General features: G+C 41.5%; 15 protein-coding genes and 1 tRNA gene. 12 read left to right on the top strand and 4 right to left on the bottom strand.

The features are described from left to right. Window positions 1–52: 52 nt before the first annotated feature. The 3 genes from ACT3IB_RS09260 (at window position 53) to ACT3IB_RS09250 (ending at window position 3,992) form a co-directional block, all read left to right on the top strand. A complete protein-coding gene (locus tag ACT3IB_RS09260; protein ID WP_491538720.1) occupies window positions 53–1,801 on the top strand; it encodes a glycoside hydrolase family 9 protein in 1,749 nt (582 codons plus the stop codon). Between the two features lie 77 nt (window positions 1,802–1,878). Then, the gene (locus ACT3IB_RS09255; protein WP_491538719.1) at window positions 1,879–3,003 is read left to right on the top strand and encodes a glycosyltransferase family 2 protein; all 1,125 of its coding nucleotides are present in this window, start codon (window positions 1,879–1,881) and stop codon (window positions 3,001–3,003) included. A gap of 209 nt (window positions 3,004–3,212) precedes the next feature. Then, a complete protein-coding gene (locus tag ACT3IB_RS09250) occupies window positions 3,213–3,992 on the top strand; it encodes a class I SAM-dependent methyltransferase (protein ID WP_491538718.1) in 780 nt (259 codons plus the stop codon). A 47-nt stretch (window positions 3,993–4,039) separates the two neighbouring features. On the opposite strand, the gene ACT3IB_RS09245 is transcribed toward ACT3IB_RS09250, so the two are convergent. Both ACT3IB_RS09245 and ACT3IB_RS09240 read right to left on the bottom strand, forming a co-directional pair. Beyond that, window positions 4,040–5,062: a sigma-54 interaction domain-containing protein gene (locus ACT3IB_RS09245; protein ID WP_491538717.1), complete on the bottom strand. Its 1,023-nt coding sequence runs from the start codon at window positions 5,060–5,062 to the stop codon at window positions 4,040–4,042. Window positions 5,063–5,241: 179 nt separating this feature from the next. Next, the gene (locus ACT3IB_RS09240) at window positions 5,242–5,376 is read right to left on the bottom strand and encodes a hypothetical protein (protein ID WP_491538716.1); all 135 of its coding nucleotides are present in this window, start codon (window positions 5,374–5,376) and stop codon (window positions 5,242–5,244) included. 190 nt (window positions 5,377–5,566) lie between these two features. Here ACT3IB_RS09240 and ACT3IB_RS09235 point away from each other — a divergent pair. Beyond that, window positions 5,567–5,640: transfer RNA gene (locus ACT3IB_RS09235), tRNA-Gly, on the top strand. A gap of 55 nt (window positions 5,641–5,695) precedes the next feature. Here the strand turns inward: ACT3IB_RS09235 and ACT3IB_RS09230 are convergent. Continuing rightward, complete coding sequence (locus ACT3IB_RS09230) at window positions 5,696–6,667, bottom strand: DUF4097 family beta strand repeat-containing protein (protein ID WP_491538715.1); 972 nt, start codon at window positions 6,665–6,667, stop codon at window positions 5,696–5,698. 163 nt (window positions 6,668–6,830) lie between these two features. Between ACT3IB_RS09230 and ACT3IB_RS09225 the strand changes: the two genes are divergently transcribed. The 7 genes from ACT3IB_RS09225 to ACT3IB_RS09195 all read left to right on the top strand — a co-directional run bounded on the left by ACT3IB_RS09225 (window position 6,831) and on the right by ACT3IB_RS09195 (window position 13,640). Beyond that, on the top strand, window positions 6,831–7,682 hold the full coding sequence (locus tag ACT3IB_RS09225; protein ID WP_491538714.1) for a proline dehydrogenase family protein: 852 nt from the start codon (window positions 6,831–6,833) through the stop codon (window positions 7,680–7,682). A gap of 1 nt (window position 7,683) precedes the next feature. Continuing rightward, the gene (locus ACT3IB_RS09220; protein WP_491538713.1) at window positions 7,684–8,058 is read left to right on the top strand and encodes a DoxX family protein; all 375 of its coding nucleotides are present in this window, start codon (window positions 7,684–7,686) and stop codon (window positions 8,056–8,058) included. A gap of 82 nt (window positions 8,059–8,140) precedes the next feature. Further along, complete coding sequence (locus tag ACT3IB_RS09215; protein WP_491538712.1) at window positions 8,141–10,282, top strand: hypothetical protein; 2,142 nt, start codon at window positions 8,141–8,143, stop codon at window positions 10,280–10,282. A 63-nt stretch (window positions 10,283–10,345) separates the two neighbouring features. Beyond that, a complete protein-coding gene (locus ACT3IB_RS09210; protein WP_491538711.1) occupies window positions 10,346–10,768 on the top strand; it encodes a YciI family protein in 423 nt (140 codons plus the stop codon). Window positions 10,769–10,780: 12 nt separating this feature from the next. Further along, entirely contained in the window at window positions 10,781–11,338 is a 558-nt protein-coding gene (locus ACT3IB_RS09205; RefSeq protein ID WP_491538710.1) for a DUF3267 domain-containing protein, read from the top strand. Continuing rightward, on the top strand, window positions 11,335–12,003 hold the full coding sequence (locus ACT3IB_RS09200) for a nitroreductase family protein (protein ID WP_491538709.1): 669 nt from the start codon (window positions 11,335–11,337) through the stop codon (window positions 12,001–12,003). The genes ACT3IB_RS09205 and ACT3IB_RS09200 overlap by 4 nt, the downstream gene beginning before the upstream one ends. A 125-nt stretch (window positions 12,004–12,128) precedes the next feature. Then, entirely contained in the window at window positions 12,129–13,640 is a 1,512-nt protein-coding gene (locus tag ACT3IB_RS09195; RefSeq protein ID WP_491538708.1) for a sensor histidine kinase, read from the top strand. Window positions 13,641–13,644: 4 nt separating this feature from the next. Here the strand turns inward: ACT3IB_RS09195 and tyrA are convergent, their stop codons facing one another. Beyond that, complete coding sequence (gene tyrA / locus ACT3IB_RS09190; RefSeq protein ID WP_491538707.1) at window positions 13,645–14,778, bottom strand: bifunctional chorismate mutase/prephenate dehydrogenase; 1,134 nt, start codon at window positions 14,776–14,778, stop codon at window positions 13,645–13,647. Window positions 14,779–15,040: 262 nt separating this feature from the next. Between tyrA and uvrB the strand changes: the two genes are divergently transcribed. After that, window positions 15,041–17,092 carry an excinuclease ABC subunit UvrB gene (uvrB, locus tag ACT3IB_RS09185; RefSeq protein ID WP_491538706.1) on the top strand — a complete coding sequence of 684 codons (2,052 nt, stop codon included), beginning with the start codon at window positions 15,041–15,043 and terminating at the stop codon, window positions 17,090–17,092. Window positions 17,093–17,140: the final 48 nt, after the last annotated feature.

The following is a 17,140-nucleotide window of genomic DNA, read 5'->3' as shown; positions in this document are numbered from 1 at the left end:
TAAGATTTATTGCAAACTATTCAGTTGGATAAAACATTATAGCTCTTCATTTATGAATCATCGTTGCAATCATAGAAGATTTAATAATAGCCTCTTTTTTATAATTGTATTGGTGTGTGGTTGTTGGGGTTGTGAGGAGGAAAAGCCCAAACAAATCGTTGTTAATGGGGTTGGATATAATCTTGATGAGAGGAAGGTGGCATTCGTTTCTAATGTGAAAGCCAAATATTTTCAAATTATCAATAAAAAAAGCAGTGAGGTTGTTTTTAAGGGTGAAGTTAATACAAACTATTTAAAGGATCCCAGCTCCGGGGATGTCGTTCACGCTATTAATTTTAGTGAGTTGGATAAAAAAGGATCATTTAAGATAAAGTTGAAGGATAAGGCTATTGAATCCCCAGATTTTCGAATAGGAAAGAATATTTACCGTAAGCCGGCAATTAAAGTATTAGAGAGTTTCTATCTGCAAAGATGCGGAGTTGCTGTAGACAATAGCAGTAAATGGAGTCACCCCGTTTGTCACTCAGATGATGCGGTATTTTATAAAAACACTGATCGAGCAAAGGATGTAACCGGAGGGTGGCATGATGCGGGCGATTATAATAAGTTTTCAATCACTACTACTTTGAGTGCAGGATACCTTTTATATCAGTATCTGCATAATCCCAAAAGCTATTATGATGGACAGCTGGATCTTTCCGGAGAGAGTAGCAATGGAATACCAGATATATTAGATGAAATAAGATGGGGTTTGGAATGGCTTTTACGAATGCAGCGAAAGGATGGGGGCGTATTTTTTAAGGTATCGGCTAAAAAATGGACCGGTGAGCATTTACCTCACAAAGAAGACGATGAACGTTATATTTTTGAAGTTAACAGTAATGTAACTGCCAATTTTGCTGCTGTTGCAGCTTTGGGAGCACAGGTATATAAAGAATTTGATTCTGAATTTGCTTCAAAACTCGATAATGCTGCACGTGATGCCTGGCAATTTTTATCTAAAGAACCAGTAACTGTTCCATTGGGTGGTTTTACCAATCCCAGAGATGTTAAAGGAGGAGAGTACAATGATAACGATGATAGAGATGAACGCTTATGGGCTAGTGTTGAACTTTATCACCTAACCGGGTTAGAAAAATACCATAATTATTTCCTGTCACATTTTGAAAGGGGAGACGGACCTGGTAATCCCCCAATAAGCTGGAAAAATGTGGAAAACTTTGCTTATTACAGATACTTGGAAGTCTCCAAAAATAAGGCTGATCCAAGAGTTCAAAAACGTGTTCTCAAACAATTGACAAAATTTGCAGATCGCTTGATAGACAATATTGATCAAAATAGATATAACTATGTATTACGACCAGACCAATATTATTGGGGCTCAAATAGTATAGCGATGGGGTATGCTTTTGATCTTATACAGGCCTACCGGTTTTTAGAAAAAGATCAGTATTTGAATAAAACGAAGGATCAACTGCATTACGTGTTAGGCAGAAATCCCATGCAAAAATCGTATGTAACCAATGTAGGAAATCCTTCTGTTAAGCATCCATACCATCAATTTTCGATGTTAGAATATCAGGAGGATCCTGTTCCCGGGATGTTGGTAGGAGGACCGAATAACCACACGTCACTGGATGGCTCATTATCGGAGTATCCAGCGAAAAACTACGAGGATAAAAAAAAGAACTATATGGTTAATGAGCCGGCCATTAATTATACGGCTGCTTTATCCTATGTTCTAGGTTTTTTTGTTAAGCCGTCAACGAATAAATCTATTTATAAAAAGGGCGACGAATGATTGTACTTACGATATTCCAAGGTATTTTACTAATAGTATTGGGCTCATTTCTAGTGTATTTGGTAATAATGAGCATTATGGCCTTAACAGCACCCAAGAGAGAAAATTTTGAAACCGAATCATGGAATAAATTTGCTGTTGTAATTCCCGCTCATAATGAAGAGCTGATGATAGAGAAGACATTATATAGTTTGTTTTCCTTGATTTATCCCCAAAAGAATTATGACATTTTTGTGATAGCAGATAATTGTACCGACAGTACAGCTAAGATTTCCCGCAATATGGGAGTACATGTGATTGAAAGGGATAACGAAAAAAAGAAAGGCAAGGGATTTGCCTTGCGTTGGGCATTTGATAAGCTCACCAATGAATATAGCTATGATGCTGTTGTCGTTTTTGATGCCGACAGTTTAATTTCCGGCGATTTTTTAACTGTAATAAACTGGTATTTGAATAATGATGCTCAAGTTATACAGGCCAATGATATGGTCCAACCACAACCTGGTGTCTGGAGTGCTGAGATAACACGAATTGGGTTTACGCTATATAATTATGTTCGACCGATGGGAAGAAAGGCCCTAGGCCTCTCAATGGGACTTCGGGGAAATGGAATGTGTTTTTCGACCGAGGTTCTAAAGAACGTGCCCTGGCAATCTCACTCATTAACAGAAGATATTGAATACGGGCTTACGTTACTGCTGAACGGAGTAAATATAACTTTTGCGCCCGAGGCGGAAGTAACAGCTAAGATGCCAGAAAAGAAGGAAGATGCTAAATCGCAGCGTGAGAGATGGGAAGTAGGTCGCTTTCCGATTATAAAAAATTATTTTGGGAAATTGATTTCGGCCGTATTTACAAAACAGAAACCACTTATTTATCTGGATACTCTGGCTAATCTTATAATGCCACCGCTTGTTAATATGGTAGTCATTATTTGCTTCATGATAGCATTTAATTTGTTAGGTGCATTTATTGGTTTAACAGGATCATTGGGGATGGCTGTGGGATGGAGCGCGTTATTTATACTTGCCTTATTACACCTCTTTATTGGTTTCAGGGCTGCTTCTGTAGACAATAATCTTTACAAAGCACTACTATATACTCCTAGATATGCCCTATGGAAAATTAAAGTATATACTAATCTACTTTCTGATGGTGGGCCAAACGAATGGATTCGAACCTCGAGAGAAGGGAATGACTGAATAAATCAATTAATACTTATGAATATCGATGGCTATGCAAATAGTAAAAAATCAAGAATCTTTGCACGGGAAGAATTTCATTTCATTTTTTAGATCGATGAATAGGTAAATCAGTTAACTATTCATATTGAAATAAGCATTGCAGGGATCAACTCTTGGCAGAAAATCAATCTTAGCGTTATTCTAATTATATAAATAATCTGATAATTATGGCTAAAGTTCACCAAAAAGATTTATTTACTGAGAAAGCTGAAGCATATGCAAAATATAGGCCTAGTTATCCTAATACAGTAATCGATAAACTTTTGAATAATATATCCGGCAATGAAGAGATCATGGCTGTTGATGTAGGAGCAGGTACAGGCATTTCTTCTGCACTTTTAGCCGATAGGGGAGCCCGGGTCATTGGTATTGAGCCGAATAAAGCTATGATCGAAATGGGAAAGGACCATCCAAATATTGAATATATGCAGGGATCAGCCGAATCGATTCCGCTTGAAGATAACGCTATTGATCTGGTCACCTCATTTCAGTCCATGCACTGGTTTGATTATAAGAAGAGCCTGAAAGAATTTAATAGAATTCTGAAACCTTCAGGGAGGCTGGGGATTGTATGGAGTTACTGGGATGAAACAGATTCGTTTACAAAGAAATATTTAGACCTGATTAGTGAGGCTACCAAACATAATAAAGATAGTGTTTCTCCTTATGACGGTATTAAGGGGAAAATACGCCAGTTTCGAATTAAGGTCCTATGGAAGTTTAGGCTTCTCCCATATTTTAAAAATGTAAGCCGATTTAAATTAAAATATACACAGCACAAAGATGAAGAGGGATTAATTGGTTGTGCCCGTTCTCAAAGTTATATCTCGCACGAAGGGAAAATTTGGGACAATTTAGTACAGAGTATAAAAGGATTGGCTAAATCAGTGCATGATCCCAAACTTATTTACAATATCAACTTATTTGTAGGTACGCCAAAGTTATAGCATACATCAAGAATACTTTCTAGAGGCGTACCTTCCCATACTCTTTCTTAGCTGTTAATTTTATATTTTTCAAGCTTATTGTGGAGGGTCCGCCTGCTGAACCCTAAAATCTCCGCAGCTTTCGTTTTATTATTATCAACAATCGAAAGCGTTTTGGAGATAAGCTTTTGCTCAGCCTTCTCGAGGGAAGTGCCAACCGGAATGTGGACGTAGTTTCTAATATCTTTATCATGATCAAGTAGCGAATCAAATTCCTCTTTAATCCCCTTGAGTCTTTGCGGTAAAAATTTCTCCTTGACAGTTTTTCCATCTGACATTATGATGCAGCGTTCAATAACATTTTTTAATTCGCGAACATTACCCGGCCAATCATAGCTCATAAATATATTCAGGCAATTATCACAGAACCTCTTCTCGTCCACGTCATATTTTTGTTTGAATGAGTTTAGAAAATATTTTGCAAGCAAGGGGATATCTTCTTTTCTGTGCCTGAGAGGAGGTATATGCAATTCAACCACATTCAACCTGTAGAATAAGTCTTTGCGAAAATTCCCGGCTTTTATTTGGTCCTTTAAGACCTGATTCGTAGCCGAAATAACCCGTACATCAACATTGATCTTTTTCTCTCCTCCGACTCTTCGGAAAGATTTTAGCTCTACAGCTCTTAACAACTTTGCCTGTAACGGATAATTCATTTCGGCAATCTCGTCAAGGAACAAGGTTCCGCCATCAGCTTGTTCAAAACATCCTTTTTTCAGTGATTCGGCCCCGGTAAATGCTCCCTTGGTATGACCAAATAACTCGCTTTCAACAAGATCTTTCGGAATAGCCCCACAATTAACAGTAATAAATGGGTTGTTACTTCGAGAACTGTGGTAATGTATTAGCCTGGCAAGCACCTCTTTACCAGTGCCATTTTCACCAGTTAAAAGAACGGGGGCTGTACATTTCGAAACCTGCTTTACCTGCTCCTTGAGTTGTTTAATTGCAGAACTTTTGCCAACCAAGACCGGTTTGTTATTACCCTGATTTAAAGACACCGATCCTTCAATGCCACTATCTATTTCCATACTGAACCCTTTTGATTGCCTTAATTATTTTAAGGATAAAATGGGTATTTACTCTCTTATAGTCATTTCATTAATCCTAACCTTGTTACCACTACTAATTTGGTAACATCTGTAACAAATACTATCTACGGTGCTACAGAATTTTATGCCAAGTTACATTTGTGTACTTGGCGACCCATTCACTCCTCTCTAGCAGTTAAATATTCAATACCAACTAGCTCTAGCATTTTTCTATTTTTTTCTTTGAATGTCAAAGGGATTAAAGAAATATAATGTGTGAATTGAATTCTTTTAAGTCTTGCTTCAGATTTCATAAAATTTTGAAAGTGTGATTTCTTTGTTTTGTTCTTGTGAACCTTAATCGACCAAGATAACGAGATTATTTGCAGTATAATGTTGAATGATTAGGTTGGGGCATATAGAAAGTTTTTGCCTCGGTCGCTAAAAGAAGCAATTTTGGGTTCTTGTAATTAATTTCTTTTCATTAGAATTGTTCTTGGAAAAGCGGGAATAGCTCAGATGCGCAGAGCGTCAGTCTTCCAGACTGAAGGTCGCAGGTTCAAGTCCTGCTTCCCGCTCTTTTATTTGGATATTTTTTGATGGCTTTATTTGGAAAATGGCTTACAGATGCCCTTAGTTGAAGTTTAGGGAAACCGTTCCTCCGGAGGTACGTGCTGTTACTTTAGGTCCGCCGCCATTCAGTTTGCCCTCCACTTTGTTATTTTCCATCTCTCCCGTAAAATTGTTCAAGTTCCCGTGTACAAAAGTACCCTTCAGCTGTAAGTCTACTCCAATATTTTCAGGAATCGAAAGGTCTACATTACCGCCACTGGTTTTCAAGTTAACAAATTGATCTATTGTACGAAGATTGGCTGTTACATTGCCTCCGCTTGTTGCGGCCTGAATACTTCCACTAATATCAGAAAGTGTAATATGTCCACCACTGGTTTTTGCTTGTAATGCACCTACAATGCTGTTGGCGGTAATGTGCCCCCCACTTGTTCGAACGTTCAAATCTCCTTCAAGATTAGAGAGATTAATATGCCCGCCGGATGTTTTGGCATCGACTTGTCCTTTTAAGTTTGACAGGTTTAGGTGGCCCCCGCTTGTTGCGATTGTTTGATCTCCTTCAAGGTTCTTTGCCTCAATATGGCCCCCGCTTGTTTTGAGGTTGGTACTCATTTCCCTTGGGGCAAACACTACAAATGAAATAGAATGACGCTCATTATTCCATGAGGACCAGCCGTTATTATCTTTATGTTTGGCAATTGCATTAACAGAATTTCCGGATTGTGAAATATCAATATCCCACTTATCAAGGTTAGTGTCGCTTGGTGTGAGATTTTTACCATCTTTGCGAACATACATCTCAACGCGAACTGAGTTGGAATTTGACCCCTCAACGGTAATATGTCCGCCCGAAGTACGAACCTGGAGCTCTCCGGGCGCATTAACATTAAATTTCTCAATCCGGTAGGGATCATCTTGATCGAGTGATTCTTGGTTAGCAGAAGCAACTGAGGAACTCACTATTAGAAGGCTAAAAATGAGTGAGAAAGTCAGTGCAATTAAAACCTTGGTTAAGTATGTATTTCGGGCAGTCATAAGTTCTCCTCGTTTTATTGATGAAATTACAGTTTTGCTATACGCTATTAATTCCAGAAGTGTTTCACATATCATTGATTTGATAAAAGTTTGGGGGTAGGAGAGCTGCTATCAATTCATTATTTTCAGACAGCTAAGAAACAGCATAAAATGAAAGTTACTTATGAAGTTACCATTTGTACTTGCCAAGCGATTTGTGGCGGGAGAATCATTTGAACAGGCGGAACCTAAAGTTAAAGCACTGAATGAAAAAGATATTAAGATCACCCTCGACTTGCTGGGCGAAAATGTAGAAGATCGGCAGACAGCAGAGGAGACCGTCGAGAATTATATACAGCTTTTGAATGATATAGATGATTCGGAATTGGATAGCACGATATCAATTAAGCTCACCATGATGGGGCTGGATATCGACCGAAATTACTGTAGAGATAACCTGTTCAGATTGCTCGACGTTGCCCGCGAGAACGATCAATTTGTTCGCATTGACATGGAAGGATCCGATTATACCCAGCAGACTATCGACATTTTTGAAGAAGCTTTCCAAGAATATGGCAAGCACGTAGGTATTGTGATTCAGGCCTATCTGCATCGCACCAAGAAAGACATCGATCAGCTGGCCGAAATGGGTGCTGATGTACGACTTTGTAAAGGGGCTTATAAAGAGCCTAAAGATATTGCCTTGCAAAAAATGGATGACATTCGTGAGGCGTTCAAAGAATATGCTAAGGTACTATTGGATAAGACCCCTTATCCGCGCATCGCAACGCATGACGATGAGTTGATAAACTGGACCAAAAAGTACACCCGGGAAAATGATATAGGGAAATCTCGATTTGAGTTTCAGATGCTTTACGGATTGCGCCAGGAAACGATGGAAGAGTTTGCAGCCAACGATTATAATGCTCGTATTTACGTGCCCTTTGGGACTATGTGGTTCCCCTATTTCAAGCGTCGCCTGATGGAGCGAAAAGAAAATATTTGGTTTGTCCTTTCTACATTATTTCAAAAATAATATGGGTATCTCACCCGAAGTCCACCGCTATTTACTTGCCGTACTGTTCTTAATAACAGGCATATTCCATTTTGTAAAGCCGAAGTTCTTTACCAACATTATGCCTGATTATATTCCCTATCACCTGGCAATGGTGTATATAAGTGGAGTGGCAGAAATAATGGGCGGATTGGGAATTCTCTTTGATAAGACCCAGTTATGGGCAGCTTGGGGACTAATTCTCCTGTTGATTGCCGTATTTCCTGCAAATATCAACATGACGGTTGAATCAATTCAGAAATCGGGATATACATCACTTTTCAGCTTAGCGACTATCATTCGGCTGCCCCTCCAATTTGTGTTGATCTACTGGGTGTATTGGGCGTGTTTACGTTGAGTGAGATGGCAAATGTGAAAAAGTGAAACAGGGGTTCTGTATTACCTTTGTCATTTCACGTCTGCCTTTTACATTAGGTATTATGAAAAACTGGATAGAGAATAAGCACTATACGTTATTTATACCGATTATTCTTGGGATTATCCTGCTTTTTATTCCGTTAGTGGGTGATTTTCACATCGAGTCTGCCCTTCTTGTTTCTTTAGTGGGATGTTTTTGGGGCGGCATTCAGGCAAGCAATAAATTAGCGGAAAGAGATTTTTATGTTGCCCTTAGGATTGCCGGTTATCTATTTTTGGTTGGTTTGCCGCTGCTCGTAAATGCCTTGTTTACGGACTGTTTCAGCATGAACGGATTGGCATTTTGGTTGCTCTTTCCCTTGCCCAGCGTGTTTTTTGGATACGCAGTTGGTCGATTAATCCGCAGTTTACGCTTGTCTTATGCGAAGGTGATAACGGTTGGGATGTTAATCTTTATTGGAGTGGGCATTCTTTTGATTGAATTGTTGACCTATCCGCAGGTTTACTTCTTTAATCACGTGTGGGGGGGCTGGCCGGGGCCCATTTATGATGAGGTGGTGAGAGTAAATGGAGCCACAGTCTTTTTCCGAATGCTGACATTGCTTTGGTCTGCACTGCTGTGGCATATTCCGGATTTAGATAAAGATCGATATACGAAATGGATTGTAGGATTTTCAGCAGTCGCAATTCTAATCAGCTATACACAGCTAACTGAATTTGGTGTAAATACTCCGCGATCGTATTTGCAAAAGGTATTGGGTGGGCATCATTCCACCGAGCACTTTGAGCTGTATTACGATCAGCGTCTGTACAGTGATTACAAAATCGACTTACTGGCAAAAGAACATGAATTTTATTTTGATCAAATAGCCAACAGGCTGAAATTACCACACAGAGATTCAACGCATAAAATTGAAAGTTATCTCTACGGTCATGCCTGGCAAAAGAAGCAGTTGGTGGGCGCAAAATTTACCAGCTACGTGCCGGTATGGCTTGAGCAGGATCAACTGCATATTGCCAAGCAGCAGATTCCGTCAAGTCTCAAGCATGAACTTGTGCATGTCATGGCCAAAGAATTTGGTAATTGGTTTAATGCAAGCTGGAGCATTGGATTAATTGAGGGTATTGCCGTAGCTGTTGACGGAGGGCCCTCTTCTACTTCAACCATTCATCAAGTAGTGGTATCCGAAAAGCCGTATCCTACGGCCAAAGAACTGCAAAGGGCGTTTTCATTTTGGGGATTTTACGGTGGGCGATCGGGGATGAATTATACTACCAGCGGCTCGTTTGTGCGTTTTTTGATACAAAACTATCCTATAGAATATTTAAAGGAAGCTTATCAGACCGGGAATGTACAACAGGCGTATCAAACGGACTGGCACACACTGACGAATGAATGGAATACAGTGCTCGATACGGTTGAAGTGGATTCGTTGGATCAACAGGTTGCGCGACGTATTTTTGGGATGCGATCGCTATTCGAGAAAGCATGTCCACACGTAGTTTCTGATTTTGCTACTGCGCATGATAATTATCGTTTTTCTCTGGCAAACCAAGATACAGCACAGGCCCTGCAATTTTTAGATGAGGCCTTGATTGAGGCAGATAGCGCTGAACCAATAAAAACTGAGTGGAGCTATCGTAATCTGATCGAGGGGCATTCCCAAAAAGTGCGTAAAGCGGCAACACTTAAGGATACGACCATAGATTTGCAGCTTCTTTATGCGGATGCTTTTGCCCTTTCTGACAACTGGGGGGAGGCGGAAGCACATCTTTCAGAAGGGCAGAAATTGTTTGCCGAACATCCTGATTCGTTGCTAAAACCGGCGTTGGAAACACGGAGTAATCGGCGCCAATGGGAAATATATCGCCAGATGACCTATGACAATGTGTTGCCTGATTTCGCTGCTTTTAATATAGCACTACACCGGACAAAGATTCGGAGTATCCGCAAAGCAATTGAACAGGAGCGGTGGGATAAGATGAAGCTGTATGCAGGTCAGCTATTGGAGGAGTCACTGCAGCAAAAATATTTTGATGACTATCAGCAACTAATTCACCACTTGGCATTTCAAAATAAGATGAATCTGGCTGAACAGCTTATGGAACAGTTAAAGGATTTGCCACTGCGAAATCGCTATCGGGAACGACTGCAACAAGAATGGGAATGGATACAGTTTTTAAAGGGTAATAAAGATTCTTGATTTCTAAGGCCGCGGGTTTTTGTATTTTGCTACAGATAAGTATATCAAACAAAAAATACGACGATGAAAAACATATTATTAGCAGTTTTGTTGATGGGTTGGGCTGTTACGGGAATAGCCCAGGATAGTAAGGAAATAACTGAGCCGGAAACGTTTACAATGGAGCAGGGCGATACGACCTATGTAATGCAAAAGTATTTTATGGTGTTTTTGAAGTCGGGTCCGGAACGAAGTCAATCCAAGGAGGAAGTTATGGAGATTCAGGAGAAGCATTTGGCATACCTGCAAAAGATGGCTGAAGAGGGGAAAACAAGCATTACCGGTCCGATGGGAGATAACGGTGAAATTCGTGGTGTCGTTGTTTACAATACAGCCACTGCCGAAGAGGCAAGAACCCTGGCAGAGGGGGATCCGGCGGTAAAAAATGGACGCTTAGTAGTTGAAGTTCATCCCTGGTGGGCCGCCAAGGGGTCAATGTTAAAATAAGCATAGCTAATAATGAGAGAATATACGCTGTCATTTTTGGAAGCTAATATCTATTCGCTGTTAGTATACATTCCAATAATTGCGGGATTCTATGTGCCCTACGGATTTTTATATGGATGGTCGGCGTTCGGAACAGATATTGTACGGGCACTTCATAGTCCGCTACTATTTTTAGCAATCATATTTATTGGTATTGCAGTACACGAGCTGATTCACGGTGTAAGCTGGTGGTGGATGGATGATATTCCGTGGGAGAACATTCATTTTGGATTTAAGTGGTCGGTCTTGACCCCTTATGTTCACTGTCCCGAACCAATAGAGGTAAGAAATTATCGCTGGGGCGTTGCGATGCCGGGTATTGCATTGGGGATTTTACCCTATGTGATAGCGTTGATATTGCAGAATGGCTGGCTGTTGGCATTTGGCTTATTTTTCACCCTTACTGCCAGCGGTGATATCTTAATTCTATGGTTATTGCGTAATGTCAGATCCGGTAAAAAAGTCCAGGATCATCCTGATTTGGTCGGTTGTCGCGTAGTCGATGAAAACTTAAATGTCACTACACCATGAGTAAAGAAAAGTTTGTTTCCCATACGGATTATAAAGAGTATCCAATTGAAGAGATGAGGGAGCGAGCCCGTTCATTTTATGAGGAGATGAAGAGACGCCGGACGGTTCGTGATTTTTCGGATCGAGAGGTGCCAATAGCAATTATTAAGGATTGTATTCGGGCAGCGGGAAGAGCTCCCAACGGAGCTAACAAGCAGCCTTGGCATTTTGCGGTAGTGAGTGATCCGCAAATAAAGAAAGAAATCCGCGAAGCGGCCGAAGAAGAGGAACGAGAATTTTACGAACGCCGGGCTACTGATGAGTGGCTCCAGGCATTAGCCCCATTGGGTACCGATGCAAGCAAACCGTTTCTGGAAGAGGCTCCCCATCTTATCGCTATTTTTTCTCAGAGTTATGGGATCACCGAGAAGGGCGAAAAAGAAACCCATTATTATGTGAAGGAATCGGTTGGCATTGCTACGGGAATGTTGATTACGGCAATTCATAAAGCTGGATTGGCATCGCTTACTCACACCCCAAGCCCAATGGGATTTTTAAATGAGATTTTAGATCGTCCGGATAATGAACGTCCCTTTTTATTATTGGTCGTAGGCTATCCCCAAGAGGATGTAAAAGTGCCGGATATTAGTAAGAAATCGTTGGATGAGATCGTAAGTTACCACTGATTGAGTAACTGAGTTATTTGTTGCCCCTTGATACATCGGTTTAATAAAATCAGAATATAAAATATATTACGGCTAGGCCACTTGAAGCCACTCCAAATTTTTCAACGGTAATAAAATTCAGATCATTGTCTGAGGCTCGCAATCCACTATTAGATCGGTACAGGTTAGCACTGGATGGTGCCGATATATGTATCTGGGACTGGATGGATGTTGATAAAAAAGAGCAGTGGTGGTCTCCGGAGTTTTATGATGCGCTGGAATACGAAGAGGAAGAAATTGAAGCAAATATTGATAATTTCAAGTCCTTGCTCCATCCTGATGATTTTGAAAAAGTATTTGGAGCTATGAATGATCATCTTGAGACAGGAGCCCCGATTTCTTTAGAATATCGCTTACAGACCAAATCCGGAGAATATAAGTGGTTTCAGGGTTCCGCCAAGGCTACTTTTGACGATGAGGGAAACCCTACTCGCATGGCGGGAAGTATTATTGATATTGATAGTCGCAAAGAGACGGATCTGAGATTACAAAAAGATCATAACTTGCTACGTACTATTATTGATAACATCCCGGCCTGTGTATATGTAAAAGATCTGGATGGACGAAAGGTGTTGGCGAATCGCTCAGAGTACGAGTTATGGGGCTTTGACAGGGAAGAAGAAATGCTGGGAAAGAGAGATACAGATTTAAATAAAGAGGGGATAGCAGTACTGTCAGAAAATGAAGACCGGCAGGTTTTAGAGACTGGAGAACCTATTATCGACAAGGATGCTTACACCGAAATCGATGGGAAAGAGTATGTGCTGCTGGTTTCCAAGCTTCCTTTGAAAGACAGCAACGGGAATATCGTGGGACTGGTGGGAATCAGTAATGATATAACCGAGCGCAAAAAAATGGAGAATAAGCTGCGCGAACGCAACCAACAGCTTGAAAAACTTAACAATATGACGAATAAAATTTATTCGGTTGTTGGGCATGATCTTAAAACACCGCTGTCATCTATTTTGGGATTATCGGACTTGTTGCTAAGTGACATGGAAGATTTGGAGGATGAGGAGGTCTTAAAAGAAAATCTAAGCATTATCCGGCAGTCGGCTCTAAAGATGTCTGATCTACTGGGTGATCTGCTAAACTGGGCGCGTATTCAAACAGATGATTTATCTCTCAATAAAAAACAGTTTTCAGTATCCGAAACCGTCCGTGATACTGTTAATTTGCTCACCGTTACAGCCGAGCAGAAGGGCATTAGCTTAGAGTTCGACAATGAAGAATCATTCCAGGTGTATGCTGATAAGCAATTGATTGCTACGATTATCCGAAATTTTATCTCCAATGCGCTTAAATTTTCTAATGAGGGAGATACCATAGAAGTGAGTGTAGATCGTAATGGGAAGCATTGGCAGGTTTCTGTTAAAGACGAGGGGGTGGGTATGTCTAAGAAAAACGTAGATCGGCTTTTTCATAATCGCAAGCATCCCCAAAAAGAGGGAACGCAAAATGAAAAGGGCAGCGGTATTGGACTACGACTTTGTAAGGAGCTTGCTGAGCGGCACGGTGGGCAAATATCGGTTGAAAGTGAACTTGGTAAAGGATCAACATTTACCCTAATGATTCCCATTAACCGGGATCCAGAGTAGGTAATCAGGCAAAACGGTCAGCCAGCCGGTTAATAAGGTAGCCGCTTTCTTTAAGTGCCTGGGATGCAAACTTGCCAAAGAAATCGGTGACAGATTCAAACTCTTTTATGAAGCCTTCCTTGTCATCCTTTTTTACCATTTGAGCCAGCTTGTCGTTGTGTTCAATAAATTTGAGCAGCAACTCACGACGTTCCTCATTGGCAAAGACGATATCGGCATAAAGCTCAGCACTCTGGGCAAAAATACGTCCCGTCATCATCAGCTCGGCGCGATAGATTGGAGAAGAGTAATCAAGTATATCCTGTGGCTTTAGGTCGTAAGTTTTCATAAATGAGCCGTGCGTGAGCGCCACAAAGTGACGAAGGCCCTGTACCATGTTCATCACGTGGTCGTGCTTTTCGGCGTCGGCTTTTACTACGCGCATGCCCCAGAGTTTTGATTGTTCAATAATCCACTGCGAAGCGTCGGCATTCCGTACCGGACAGGCAACCATCAGCTGCTTGGAGAGGTTATCCACATCAGGTCCATGCATAGGATGTAATCCCAGAACTGGGCCATTGTGAGCTTCTTGCATCGCCTCAATAGGTTCGGATTTATTACTGGTAAAGTCTGCCAGGATAGTTTCGGACCTTAGCTTTGGTGCCAGCCGCTCAATAACCTTTACTGTCACATTAATAGGGACAGCAACGATAGCCAGATCAAGTTTGGGGGCAATTTCTTCTAGCTCGTGCCAATTGTGCTTGTCAATTTTATAAACCCGATGTCCGGTTTGCTCGATGATGCGAGCGTAAAGGCTTCCCATGCCACCTTTTGCTCCAACTATCAGAATGTGTTTGGGTTCTTCAGTAGCACGTGGGAATTCATTAGAGGATTGGCTTGCTCGCGAGGAAGCCATAATCATCCGCAAAAAATCCTCGGCCCAGTCGGGATCGAGATCGTGTTGAGCAGCCATTTTACGAAACTTCTCTGTCTTTTGATCTTCCCGCTTGGGAGCGAAAATGGGCAATTGATTTTTTACTTTTTTTTCGATGACCTCATGCACAATCTCCCTTCGCTCGGCCAGAAGTTCGAGGAGTTTAGAATCAATTTCATCAATACGATTGCGTTGTGGTCCGAGTTTCTTTTCTTTTGGAGTCATAAACTATTGATCTGAAAACTACAATATCGTGCTGACCTTATGCTGGCAGCTAAAGCTGGCTAAAATACAAATTTATCTACCGTGAAATAAATTTATCGTTCAATTTAACAACGACTCGGGAAAAGGAAATTAAATAGAAGCTTTGCTGTCAATTCCACGAAAAATATGGGATTTTAACAGAATGATTTAGCGCTATTTTCGTTTTATTACAATGTGAATAGAAATTCCTCTAAAAGCATTTAAAAGGTTATTTAATTACTACATGTCCCATTTTGATTTACAATCTCCCTGGCCACCGGCCGGAGATCAGCCCGAAGCTATTGAACAGTTGGTCGAGGGTGTTGAAAACGGCGATAAATATCAGACGTTACTTGGAATAACGGGTTCCGGTAAAACCCGCACTATATCGGGTGTGATTGATGAAGTTGAGCGTCCTACGCTGGTGATGAGTCACAACAAAACACTGGCCGCTCAGCTGTATCGGGAGCTCAGTGACTTTTTTCCGGATAACCGAGTTGAGTTTTTTATATCCTATTATGATTACTATCAGCCGGAGGCGTACCTTTCTTCGCAGGATAAGTATATCGAAAAAGATCTGTCGATTAATGATGAAATTCAGCGACTTCGACTTCGGGCTACGAGCTCACTGCTTTCCGGTCGACGCGATGTGATTATTGTCTCTTCGGTGAGTTGCATATACGGTATTGGCTCACCGTCTGAGTATGAAAAGCTGATTATTAACCTGGAGACCGGTACGGAAGTCCCCCGGAATAAATTACTGTATGATTTGGTGGACTTGCACTACACCCGAAACGATCGTGAATTTGAACGTGGAACGTTTAGGGTGCGCGGTGATGTGGTGGATTTGTATCCCGCTTATGCAGAGCATGGATTGCGCATCTCGTTTTGGGGGGATGAAATAGAAAAAATGCAAATCGTGGATCCGGACAGCGGAGATGTGTTAGATACCGTAGAGGAGTTTCGCATTTATCCGGCATCGCACTATGTAACGACCGAAGATCGACTTCAGGAAGCCATTGAACAAATTCGAGATGAGCTACACTGGCGTGTAGGTACGCTCAACGATGAAGGGAAACACCTGGAAGCCAAACGGCTGGAGCAGCGAACACTCTTTGACATTGAGATGATGCAAGAGATTGGATACTGTTCCGGTATTGAAAACTACTCACGTTATCTGAGTAATCGTAAGCCGGGTGAGCGCCCCTACTGCTTGTTTGATTATTTTCCTGATGACTTTCTGTTGGTTGTGGATGAGAGCCACCAGACGGTACCGCAAATTTCAGCAATGTACGGTGGTGACCGATCCCGAAAAGTTGAGCTGGTAGAGCACGGCTTTCGATTACCCTCGGCCATGGATAACCGACCGCTTACGTTTGAGGAGTGGGAAGAGGTGACCAACCAAGCCATTTTTGTAAGTGCTACGCCCAGTGATTATGAGCTCGAAAAGAGTGGCGGTGTGGTTGTTGAACAAATTGTGCGTCCCACCGGATTGATGGAGCCCGAAATCGAAGTGCGTCCTGTTGATAACCAGATTGATGATCTTCTTGAGCAGATTCAGGAACGGGTTGAAAAAGGACATCGGGTATTATGTATTACCTTGACAAAACGACTGAGCGAAGAGTTGAGTGAATATCTCAAAAGCGTAGGTATTTCGGCAGCATACATGCACAGCGAGCTTAATGCCATGGAGCGGGTAGAGGTGCTTTTCAAGTTCCGGCGCGGCGACTTTGATGTGCTTGTCGGTATTAACCTGCTGCGAGAGGGAATTGACATTCCCGAGCTTAGTCTGGTTGCTATTCTGGATGCTGATAAAGAAGGGTTTCTGCGTTCTGAGACGTCACTGTTTCAGATTATCGGTCGTGCTGCTCGAAATGTGGAAGGAAAAGCCATACTTTATGCCGATAAAATAACCGATAGCATGCGTACGGTAATTGATGAAACCGAGCGACGTCGTGAGATCCAGAAGGAATTCAACGAAGAGCATGGTATTACACCTAAGACCATCGAGAAGGAACTAAAACCACTCGTAGATCCGGCATTGATTTCAAACAAAGATTTCGATCTTGAGGATAAAGACAGCGATGGTGAAGATCCACTTGAACTGGTAAAAGTGGCTGACGATGGTATTAAGTACAAGGCCAACCCGGCGATGAATGAAGTTACTTTTGATGATAAAGAAGAATTTTTGGAATATCTTCGGGAATCAATGTACACGGCTGCACAGAACATGGAGTTTGAGGAAGCAGCCCGCATTCGCGATCAAATAGAACAGCTCGAAAACGAGTTAGATTAGAAATTATTAGCGCGGGAGCTAATTCCCGCGTCAGCAACGAATAACCCA

This window comes from Fodinibius sp. GM21, assembly GCF_058386955.1.
Note: the sequence above shows the minus strand (reverse complement) of the source record. Positions and strands in the feature narration are given on the sequence as shown.